Source organism: Kitasatospora sp. NPDC004799, from assembly GCF_040609095.1.
In the GTDB taxonomy this organism is placed as follows: domain Bacteria; phylum Actinomycetota; class Actinomycetes; order Streptomycetales; family Streptomycetaceae; genus Kitasatospora.
Genome location: NZ_JBEXJK010000340.1, coordinates 1 through 9,135, shown reverse-complemented (window position 1 = coordinate 9,135; position 9,135 = coordinate 1). Strand labels below are relative to the sequence as shown.

8 protein-coding genes are annotated in these 9,135 nt (G+C 73.4%); 5 read left to right on the top strand and 3 right to left on the bottom strand.

What is annotated here, in order from left to right; translation table 11 throughout:
* The first annotated feature begins 160 nt into the window (after nucleotides 1–160).
* From ABZW03_RS31230 to ahcY, 3 genes are all read left to right on the top strand, one after another.
* The gene (locus tag ABZW03_RS31230) at nucleotides 161–916 is read left to right on the top strand and encodes an SIS domain-containing protein (RefSeq protein WP_355265694.1); all 756 of its coding nucleotides are present in this window, start codon (nucleotides 161–163) and stop codon (nucleotides 914–916) included.
* A 156-nt stretch (nucleotides 917–1,072) separates the two neighbouring features.
* Complete coding sequence (locus ABZW03_RS31225; RefSeq protein ID WP_355265692.1) at nucleotides 1,073–2,050, top strand: cation diffusion facilitator family transporter; 978 nt, start codon at nucleotides 1,073–1,075, stop codon at nucleotides 2,048–2,050.
* Between the two features lie 328 nt (nucleotides 2,051–2,378).
* Nucleotides 2,379–3,827 carry an adenosylhomocysteinase gene (ahcY, locus tag ABZW03_RS31220; RefSeq protein WP_355265689.1) on the top strand — a complete coding sequence of 483 codons (1,449 nt, stop codon included), beginning with the start codon at nucleotides 2,379–2,381 and terminating at the stop codon, nucleotides 3,825–3,827.
* Nucleotides 3,828–3,935: 108 nt separating this feature from the next.
* On the opposite strand, the gene ABZW03_RS31215 is transcribed toward ahcY, so the two are convergent.
* Nucleotides 3,936–4,985: a hypothetical protein gene (locus tag ABZW03_RS31215; protein WP_355265686.1), complete on the bottom strand. Its 1,050-nt coding sequence runs from the start codon at nucleotides 4,983–4,985 to the stop codon at nucleotides 3,936–3,938.
* Entirely contained in the window at nucleotides 4,982–5,494 is a 513-nt protein-coding gene (locus tag ABZW03_RS31210) for a SigE family RNA polymerase sigma factor (protein ID WP_355265684.1), read from the bottom strand. Before ABZW03_RS31210 ends, ABZW03_RS31215 begins: the two co-directional genes overlap by 4 nt.
* A 107-nt stretch (nucleotides 5,495–5,601) precedes the next feature.
* Between ABZW03_RS31210 and ABZW03_RS31205 the strand changes: the two genes are divergently transcribed.
* Nucleotides 5,602–6,240: a hypothetical protein gene (locus ABZW03_RS31205; RefSeq protein WP_355265681.1), complete on the top strand. Its 639-nt coding sequence runs from the start codon at nucleotides 5,602–5,604 to the stop codon at nucleotides 6,238–6,240.
* A gap of 107 nt (nucleotides 6,241–6,347) precedes the next feature.
* Here the strand turns inward: ABZW03_RS31205 and ABZW03_RS31200 are convergent, their stop codons facing one another.
* Nucleotides 6,348–7,409 (bottom strand): RDD family protein, encoded by a 1,062-nt coding sequence (locus ABZW03_RS31200; protein ID WP_355265679.1) that lies wholly within the window; start codon nucleotides 7,407–7,409, stop codon nucleotides 6,348–6,350.
* Nucleotides 7,410–7,717: 308 nt separating this feature from the next.
* Between ABZW03_RS31200 and ABZW03_RS31195 the strand changes: the two genes are divergently transcribed.
* The gene (locus ABZW03_RS31195) at nucleotides 7,718–8,722 is read left to right on the top strand and encodes a stage II sporulation protein M (RefSeq protein ID WP_355265676.1); all 1,005 of its coding nucleotides are present in this window, start codon (nucleotides 7,718–7,720) and stop codon (nucleotides 8,720–8,722) included.
* Nucleotides 8,723–9,135 lie beyond the last annotated feature (413 nt).

Below are 9,135 nucleotides of genomic sequence, written 5' to 3'. Positions count from 1 at the left end.
CCGTTGCCGATGGAGGTGTCGCTGACCAGGGCCGGCTTGCCGTCCTTGGTCGTGAACCAGCCGCCGCCGCTGCTGCCTCGCCGAGCAGGCGTACGCGCGCGGCTGCGCGATCGTCGTCACCGCCCCGGCCGGCAGCGCGCTGGCCGAGGCCGCGCTGCAGGTGCGCGCGCTGCCGCTGCCGTTCGTAACCTCGGCGCAGCCGGACGCCCTGCCGCGCGTCGTGGCCGCCGAGCCGGACCTGCCGGCCGAGGACCCGGCGGCGCTCTGGTCCCACCTCACCCCGCTGCTGGCGCTCGCCCAGAAGATCGGCGTCACCCAGCTCCCGTACGACGCGCTGCCGGCCGTCGCCGACCTGCTGGACGCCACCGCCGTGCGCTGCCGCCCGGACGCCGCCGCGTACACCAACCCGGCGAAGGGCCTGGCCGCCCGGCTGGCCGGGACGGTCCCGCTGCTGTGGGCCGAGGGCCCGGTCGCCGGGGCGGCCGCCACCCGGTTCGCCGCCCAGCTGGCCGACCGGGCCGGGCGCCCGGCGCTGGCCGGGCCGCTGCCGCAGGTGCTCACCGCCCACCGGGGCATGTTCACCGGGCAGTTGGGGGCGGGCGCCGATCCGGACGACTTCTTCCGCGACCGGGTCGAGGAGCCGGACCCGCTGCACCTGCAGGTCCTGCTGCTGCGGCACACCCCGGAAGCGGCCGGCGCGGCGGACGAGCAGGAGGGCCCGGCCGAGGTGCCGGAGGACGACGCCGGGCCGCGCAGCTTCGGCGTGACCAGGGCGCACCGGCTGGCCGCCGCGCACGACGTCCGGCTGACCGAGTACGCGAGCGCCCGGCCGGACGCGCTGCACGCGCTGGCCGACCTGGTCGCGCTGACCGACTTCGCCGCCGTCTACCTGGGGCTCGCCGCCGCGCAGACCTGAGCGGGTCGGCCGGGCGGAATGTCCCGGCCGGTACCGTAAGCGCTCGACGAGCTGATCGACCCGTGAGGATCCTGTAGTCATGAGTGAGCGAAGCGAGCTCATCATTAGAAGGCGCGTATTGTGCGAAGCGCCTGCCGAGCGCAGCGAGGTGGTCGCGTGAGTACCGAGGGCGGCACCAAGGCACTGATCGCGGCGTTGTCCGCGAACCTGGCGATCGCGGCGGCCAAGTTCACCGCCTTCGGCTTCACCGGATCGTCCTCGATGCTGGCCGAGGGCGTGCACTCGGTGGCCGACTCCGGCAACCAGGTGCTGCTGCTGGTCGGCGGCAAGCGGGCGCGCCGGGCGGCCGACGAGGAGCACCCGTTCGGGTACGGCCGCGAGCGCTACGTCTACGGCTTCCTGGTGGCCATCGTGCTGTTCAGCGTCGGTGGCCTGTTCGCGATCTACGAGGGCTGGCACAAGATCAGCCACCCGGAGACGCTGGACGCCTGGGGCTGGGCGGTCGGCGTGCTGGTCTTCGCCATCGCGATGGAGGGCTGGTCCTTCCTGACCGCGATGCGGGAGTCCGCCAAGGCCAAGGGCAGGCAGGGCTGGGTGCAGTTCATCCGCACCGCCAAGGCGCCCGAGCTGCCGGTGGTGCTGCTGGAGGACACCGGTGCGCTGATCGGCCTGGTGCTCGCGCTGTTCGGCGTCGGCCTCACCGTGATCACCGGGGACGGCATCTGGGACGGCATCGGCACCCTGTCCATCGGCGTGCTGCTCGTGGTGATCGCCGTGGTGCTCGCCCTGGAGACCAAGTCGCTGCTGCTCGGCGAGTCGGCCGACAAGGAGTCGGTGCGGCGGATCCGGGAGGCGCTGGTGGACGGCGAGTCGGTCACCGGGGTGATCCACATGCGCACCCTGCACCTGGGCCCGGAGGAGCTGCTGGTCGCGGCCAAGGTCGCGGTCAACGCGGAGGACAGCGCGGCCCGGGTGGCGGCGGCGATCGACGCCGCCGAGGAGCGGGTCCGCGCGGCCGTCCCGATCGCCCGGGCGATCTACCTGGAGCCCGACGTCTACAGCGCCGAGAAGGCCGCGGCGGGCGAGGACCCGGCGGCCACGCCCGGCGGTCCCGGCCCGGGCGCCGAGCACTGACCCCGGCGGGGGCCGGGCCCGGGGGCGGGCCGGAGCGGGGGCCGAAATCGGTCATCGTCGGACGGCCGACGGGGCCGTCGGTGTAGATTCGTCACCAGAGCCAGAACGTCGCTGCTGATGGCGGTCGATCGGCGGTCCGCGCCCCCCGAGGTGCGCGCCGGTCGAGGGAGAGAGGTCCTCCGACGGTTTGTGCTGCGCAACGGGAAGCCGGTCCACCACCACGGACCCGGTCGTCCCGGCGTGGCCGTGCACCCGTACGGCCTGACGCGCGCGACGCACGCCCGGACCTTTGGCCCTCTTTCCATCCCCCTCAGCGAGGAGCAGACGCATGTCGACCGACATCACCGGTGACTTCAAGGTCGCCGACCTTTCCCTGGCGCCGTTCGGCCGCAAGGAGATCCAGCTGGCCGAGCACGAGATGCCCGGTCTGATGGCGATCCGCGCCGAGTACGCCGAGTCGCAGCCGCTGGCCGGCGCCCGCATCACCGGCTCGCTGCACATGACCGTGCAGACCGCCGTCCTGATCGAGACCCTGACGGCGCTCGGTGCCGAGGTCCGCTGGTGCTCCTGCAACATCTTCTCCACCCAGGACCACGCCGCCGCGGCCATCGCCGTCGGCCCGGAGGGCACCCCGGAGAACCCGCAGGGCGTGCCGGTCTTCGCCTGGAAGGGCGAGACCCTGGAGGAGTACTGGTGGTGCACCGAGCAGGCCCTGACCTGGCCTGACGGCAAGACCCCGAACATGATCCTGGACGACGGCGGCGACGCCACCCTGCTGATCCACAAGGGCGTCGAGTTCGAGAAGGCCGGTGCCGCGCCGGACCCGTCCACCGCGGACAACGACGAGTTCCGGATCATCCTGGAGCTGCTCAACCGCACCCTCAAGGACACCCCGAACAAGTGGACCGAGGTCGCCTCCACGATCAAGGGCGTGACCGAGGAGACCACCACCGGTGTCCACCGCCTGTACGAGATGCACCGTGACGGCAAGCTGCTGTTCCCGGCCATCAACGTCAACGACTCGGTCACCAAGTCGAAGTTCGACAACAAGTACGGCTGCCGCCACTCGCTGATCGACGGCATCAACCGCGCCACCGACGTCCTGATCGGCGGCAAGGTCGCGGTCGTCTGCGGCTACGGCGACGTCGGCAAGGGCTGCGCGGAGTCGCTGCGCGGCCAGGGCGCCCGCGTCATCGTCACCGAGATCGACCCGATCTGCGCGCTCCAGGCCGCGATGGACGGCTACCAGGTCACCACCCTGGACGAGGTCGTCGAGATCGCCGACATCTTCATCACCACGACCGGCAACAAGGACATCATCATGGCCTCCCACATGGCCCGGATGAAGCACCAGGCCATCGTGGGCAACATCGGCCACTTCGACAACGAGATCGACATGGCCGGCCTGGCCAAGCTCGACGGCGTCGTCAAGACCGAGGTCAAGCCGCAGGTCCACGAGTGGCGCAAGGCCGACGGCCGCACCATCATCGTCCTCTCCGAGGGCCGCCTGCTGAACCTGGGCAACGCGACCGGCCACCCGTCCTTCGTGATGTCCAACTCCTTCGCGAACCAGACGATCGCCCAGATCGAGCTGTTCACGAAGACCGAGCAGTACCCGATCGGCGTCTACGTGCTGCCGAAGCACCTGGACGAGAAGGTCGCCCGCCTGCACCTCGACGCGCTGGGCGTGAAGCTGACCACCCTGTCCCAGGAGCAGGCCGACTACATCGGCGTTCCGGTCGAGGGCCCGTACAAGGCCGAGCAGTACCGCTACTGACCGGTGCACCGTCCGGCGGCCGGCGCTTCCTTCGGGAGGCGCCGGCCGTCGGCGTGTGCGGGCCCGCCGGCGTGTGCGGGGCCGTCGGTGGGGCCGTCGGGCGGCCCGTCAGCGGGGTGTGCCGGCGGGGTCCGGCGCGGTCCAGTCGGCCTCGTCCGCGCCGAGCACGGTGAACCGGTCGAGCAGGCCCGCCAGTCCGCCGGCCTGTTGCACCGGCGGGCTCCCCGCGGCCGTCCCGTTGGCGCAGAGCCGGACGCCCTTCGCGACGCGGCACACCGGCGTGCCGCCGTCCGGCCTGCCGTCGACGAACACCCCGAAGCTCTCCGGCTGGGCGGTGACGCTCAGCCACTTCCCGTCGACGGTGTACGACAACATGGCGCTCCACGGGGGCTCGGTGTCCTTCGAGGGCCGGTGGATCTCGACGTTGCGCGGCTTGAGCCCGGCGGGCAGGCCGGTCGGCCGCACCGGGAACGGGACGTCCCGGCCGCCGAACTCGACGCCGGCCGCGACCCTGAGCAGGTCCTCCTTGACCTTGGCCCCGATCCACAGCGTGGCGCTCAGTTCGGCCCAGCGCCCGGAGGCGGTCATCCAGCGCAGGCCGACCGGAATCCCCGACGCGTCGGTGACCAGCCACCGGGCCTCCCGGCCGGCGACCGCGGGTGCGTCGACCGTGTGCACCCCGGGGGCGGGGGACTCGCCGGGACCGCGCAGCAGTTCGAGCCTCAGGGTGGGGACGGCGTTCTCGACGGCGGTCGTGGTGGCCGCGGTGACGACGGACCGGCCGTCGCTGTTCGCGTAGCCGACGGCCGGCCGGGCCAGCCACGGCGGCAGCCAGCCGAAGCGGGCCTCGGCGCTCAGCGGGCCGGTGGTCGCCGCCGGCTGCGGCGTGGCGGTCGGGGACGGTGCGGTCGAGGACGGCGCGGTCGGCGCGGGGACGGTCGGCCCGGGCGGCCCGCCGGACGGGCGCAGCAGCAGCACGCCGGCCAGCACGGCGGCGGTCGACGCCGCGACCAGGCCGGTCAGGGCCTGCCGGCGGTGGCGCAGCCGGGCCCGCCCGCGGGCGATCACCGCCGAGGCGTCGAGTGCGGCGGGCGGTGCCGGGGCCTCGGCGAGGGCGTTCAGCCGGGCGGTCAGATCACGCTGCTCGTGCGACCTCATGGCGTCCTCTCGGCGGTGGTGGGACGAGGGGTGAGCGTCGTCCGGAGGGTGGCGAGGGCGCGCGAGGTCTGGCTCTTCACATTGCCCGAGGAACAGCGCATCGCGTCGGCGGTCTGATCGACCGTGAGGTCGCAGTAGTACCGGAGCACCACGGTGGCCCGCTGCTTGGGCGGCAGCGCGGCCAGCGCCTGCCGCAGGTCCAGCCGGGCGTCGAGGTCGGCCACCACCGAGGCGACGTCCACCGGTGCCGCGGTCCGTGTCGTCCGCCGCCACCAGGACGAGCGCTGCTCGGAGAGGAAGGTGTTGACCAGCACCCTGCGGGCGTAGCCGTCCAGGTTCTCGACCCGGCCGGCCCGTGACCAGTTCACGTACAGCTTGGTCGCGCACTCCTGCACCAGGTCGTCGGCCCGGTGCCAGTCCCCGCACAGCAGATAGGCGACCCTGCGCAGCCAGCCGCTCCTGGAGGCCAGGTACTCGGTGAACTCCGTGTCGCGCGCCTGCTCCGCCATCCGCACCCCCTCTCGTCGTGGTGGCGACGCCCAGCCGCGCCGTCCGCCGCTCTAATGCGGGTACCGGCCGGAAGGTTGCACGCCGATGCGCACGTAGGCTTTCCGGCATGCCCAACGGCCGGTACTCGCTCCACGACCCGCACGACCACGTCCCGCTCGGTGAGGAGCGCTTCAGCTGCGCCCCCGGAGCGGCCGGGTGGCGGTACGTCTCCAAGACCTACGCGCCGGACGGCCGGGTGCTCGGCAGCACCGACCTCACGCTGGACTCGCGCGCCCGGCCGCTGCGGATGGAGCTGCGGGCCGGCGGCTGGCAGGTGCGCGGCGGGGCGGTGGACGGGGTGGCCTGGGTCCGTACCGACGCGGCCGACCCGGGCGGCGAGCACGCGGCGGAGGGCCACGACCGGGCGCACGCCTTCACCGGCCGCTCGCCGGGCTTCCTGGTCGCCACCGCCCGGCTGCTGCGGCTGCGGGAGGGGGCGAGCGCGCGGGTGCGGCTGGTGGCGTTCACCGAGCCGGTGCTGGCGCCGCGCACCCTCGACCAGGGGTGGCTGCTGGAGGGCGTCGACACGCACGCGACGGATTCGGGGCCGCTGCTGGTCGAGCGGTACCAGGTGGCGGACCTGGAGACCGGTGAGCAGCAGGTCGTGCACCTGGCGGGGGACGTGGTGCTGGCGGCGGCGGGGATCGAGCTGGAGGAGCTGGAGTCGCCGCCGAACGCCTGGCGGGTGGGGGCGGAGGAGGAGTAGCGGGCCGTGCCATACGGCTGGCCCGGCCCGGCCCGGCCCGGCCCGGCCCGGCCCGGCCTGACCTGAGCCCGGCCGGGCTCAGGTGGCGTGGCTCGGGCGGGCGGCGCTCAGGCGGGCGGGGCGAAGCCGGTGCCGGGTTTGTCCAGGGACGGGGCCGACGGTGCGCCCGGGGCCGCCGGTGCGGTCGGCGGTACGGGCAGCGGCGGTGCGGCGGGGGCGACCGGAGGCGTGGGCGCGGGCCGCTGCTGCGGCGCCGGCAGGCCGAGGACCCGGACGGGCCGCCCGTCGGCCGCGCCCACCGGAGCCGGCGCGGGGAGCGGACCGGAGGCCGGGCGGGGAGCGGGCACCTGGACGGGGACCGGCTGGGCCATCGGCTGGGCGGTCATCGGCCGGGCCGCCCACAGCTGCTCCTGGGCCCGCAGCCACTCCCGCCGCTGGCGCTCGGTGAGCACCGCGCCCAGGTACGCCGCCGGGTGCAGCCCCGGGGCGATCGGGTGCCCGATCCTGGCGGACAGGTCCCCGGCCAGCCGGGTGGACATCCGGAGCATCACCGCCGGGTCCAACTGGCTGATCCGGCCGAGCAGTTGGCGGACGGCCAGCCAGAGCGGCTCCGGCACGGCGGACAGGTCCATCGCGACCAGCTCGTGGCCCATCGCCTGCAGCAGGTGCGGGTGCACCGGCGGCAGCGGGGAGGCGGAGCCGCCCGCGCGCGGGGTGCGCTCGCGGACGACCACCGTCCCGGCGAAGATGTCGCCCAGCCGCTTGCCGTCCGAGTGCACCGCCGAGGTGATCACGGCGGGGGCGCCGGTCAGCACGATCATCTCGAAGAAGCCGACCAGACCGCGCACCAGCGAGTGCCGGAACCGCACCGGCCCGCCGTCGGTGCGCACCACCCGCAGGCCGAGCGCGGCCTTGCCGAGCGAGCGGCCGCGGGTGAGGGTCTCGATCATCACCGGGACGGCCACCAGGAAGAACACCATCAGGCCGATCATCGTGGCGGCCAGTGCCGCGCCGTCGAGGCCGATCAGGGCGACGCTCAGCAGCAGCGTGAAGACCAGCAGGGCGGCGAACTCCACCAGCAGGTCGATCACGATCGCCAGGGCCCTGCTCGGAAGCTTCGCCGTCTGGAGGCCGAGGACGACCGCCTCACCCGTCACCAGGTCGCTCAAGACACCTGTCCGTTCACGTTCTCGGAGCCCGTACGGCTCGGCCATGGAGATCCAGCCCCCGCGGGTGCGGGCGACACCGGGGGAGGGAATCACCCCGGACCGGCTCCCCGTGACGGGCTCCCCGCAGTCTGGTCCGCAGCCGCCAACATACGGGGCCCGGTGGGCGCACGGGAAGTGAGATCCCGACGGCCGGGGCGACGGCCGCTGCTGGCATGCTGGGCCGCACGTGTCCGCGGGGGCCCGCCCGCCCGGACCGACCCGCCCGCGCACGCACGTCCGCGCCCGCCGCCGATCATGGAGCCGCCGAAATGGACCTGGACGTCTTCGTCGCCACCCACCAGGGGGAGTGGGCCCGGCTGGACGCCCTCGCCCGCCGGCGCCGGCTCAGCGGCGAGGAGGCCGACGAGCTGGTCACGCTCTACCAGCGCGCCACCGGCCACCTCGCCAAGGTCCAGGCCGCCGTGCCGGACCCGGCCCTGGTGAGCCGGCTGACCGGCCTGGTCTCCCGCGCCCGCAGTGCGGTGACCGGCGCCCGGACCAACGGCTGGCAGGACGTCGCCCGCTACTACACGGTGAGCTTCCCGGCCGCGCTCTACCGCGCGCGCCGCTGGTGGATCCCGGTGGCGGTCGTCTCGATGGCCGGCACCGCACTGCTCGCCTGGTGGATGGCCACCCACCCCGAGGTCCGCAACAGCCTGGTCGCACCCGAGCACCTCCGGGAGCTGACCCGCCCCGGCGGCCAGTACGAGACGTACTACTCGGACCGGCCGGCCAGCTCCTTCGCGGCGCAGGTCTGGACGAACAACGCCTGGATCGCCGTGCAGTGCCTGCTGTTCGGGATCGCGCTGGGCATTCCGGTGCTCTACGTGATGTGGACCAACGTGCTCAACCTCGGCATCGGCGTCGGGCTGATGGCCTCCGCCGGGCGCCTCGACGTCTTCCTGGGCCTGCTCATCCCACACGGCCTGCTGGAGCTGACCGCGGTCTTCGTGGCCGGCGGCCTCGGCCTGCGCCTCGGCTGGACCGTCATCGACCCCGGCCCGCGCACCCGCTCGGTGGCGCTGGCGGAACAGGGCCGCGCGATCATCGGGATGTCGATGGGCCTGGCGACGGTCCTGGCCGTCTCCGGTGTCCTCGAAGCCTTCGTGACCCCGTCCGGCCTGCCGACCTGGGCCCGCATCTCCATCGGCGTGCTCGCCGAGGCGGCCTTCCTCGTCTACGCCCTGGTGCTGGGCCGAAGGGCCGCCGAGGGCGGGGAGTTCGGCGATGTGGACGCGGCCGACCGAGCGGACCTCCAGCCCGTCGCGGCCTGAGCCGATGTGATCGACAGGCCTCTGACCTGCTAGTCTTCCTCTCACCCCGGCCAAACCATTGACGTGGTGAGGGTGGGCTAGTAGGTTTGAACGGTTGGGACTGACTGGACAACGGTCGGGCCCGGGCTTTAGTGTCTACGACACCGCCGAATCGAGGCGAGCGTGTTTCACGAAATGCGCGCCCTCCGACGAAGCAAATCCCGCGGACTGAGCACTCCGGAAGCCTTGATAGGCTTCGGGGCGAAGTCGCAGGAAATCCCGCCAGTGGGAAATCGGATGAATGAAACTCCGGAAAACGGAGCGGAAAACATCTGGTCGGCTGGAAACACGAAAGAACGAAGCCCGGAGGGCCTGCCGGAAGGCAGTCCGAAGGAAGCGTCCGTTCCTTGAGAACTCAACAGCGTGCCAAAAGT

What these genes read in the sequence shown, in the direction of transcription:
- ABZW03_RS31215 (WP_355265686.1), bottom strand. Translation starts at nt 4,985, where the DNA reads ATGAGGTCGCACGAGCAGCGTGATCTGACCGCCCGGCTGAACGCCCTC.
- ABZW03_RS31205 (WP_355265681.1), top strand. Translation starts at nt 5,602, where the DNA reads ATGCCCAACGGCCGGTACTCGCTCCACGACCCGCACGACCACGTCCCG.
- ABZW03_RS31210 (WP_355265684.1), bottom strand. Translation starts at nt 5,494, where the DNA reads ATGGCGGAGCAGGCGCGCGACACGGAGTTCACCGAGTACCTGGCCTCC.
- ahcY (WP_355265689.1), top strand. Translation starts at nt 2,379, where the DNA reads ATGTCGACCGACATCACCGGTGACTTCAAGGTCGCCGACCTTTCCCTG.
- ABZW03_RS31195 (WP_355265676.1), top strand. Translation starts at nt 7,718, where the DNA reads ATGGACCTGGACGTCTTCGTCGCCACCCACCAGGGGGAGTGGGCCCGG.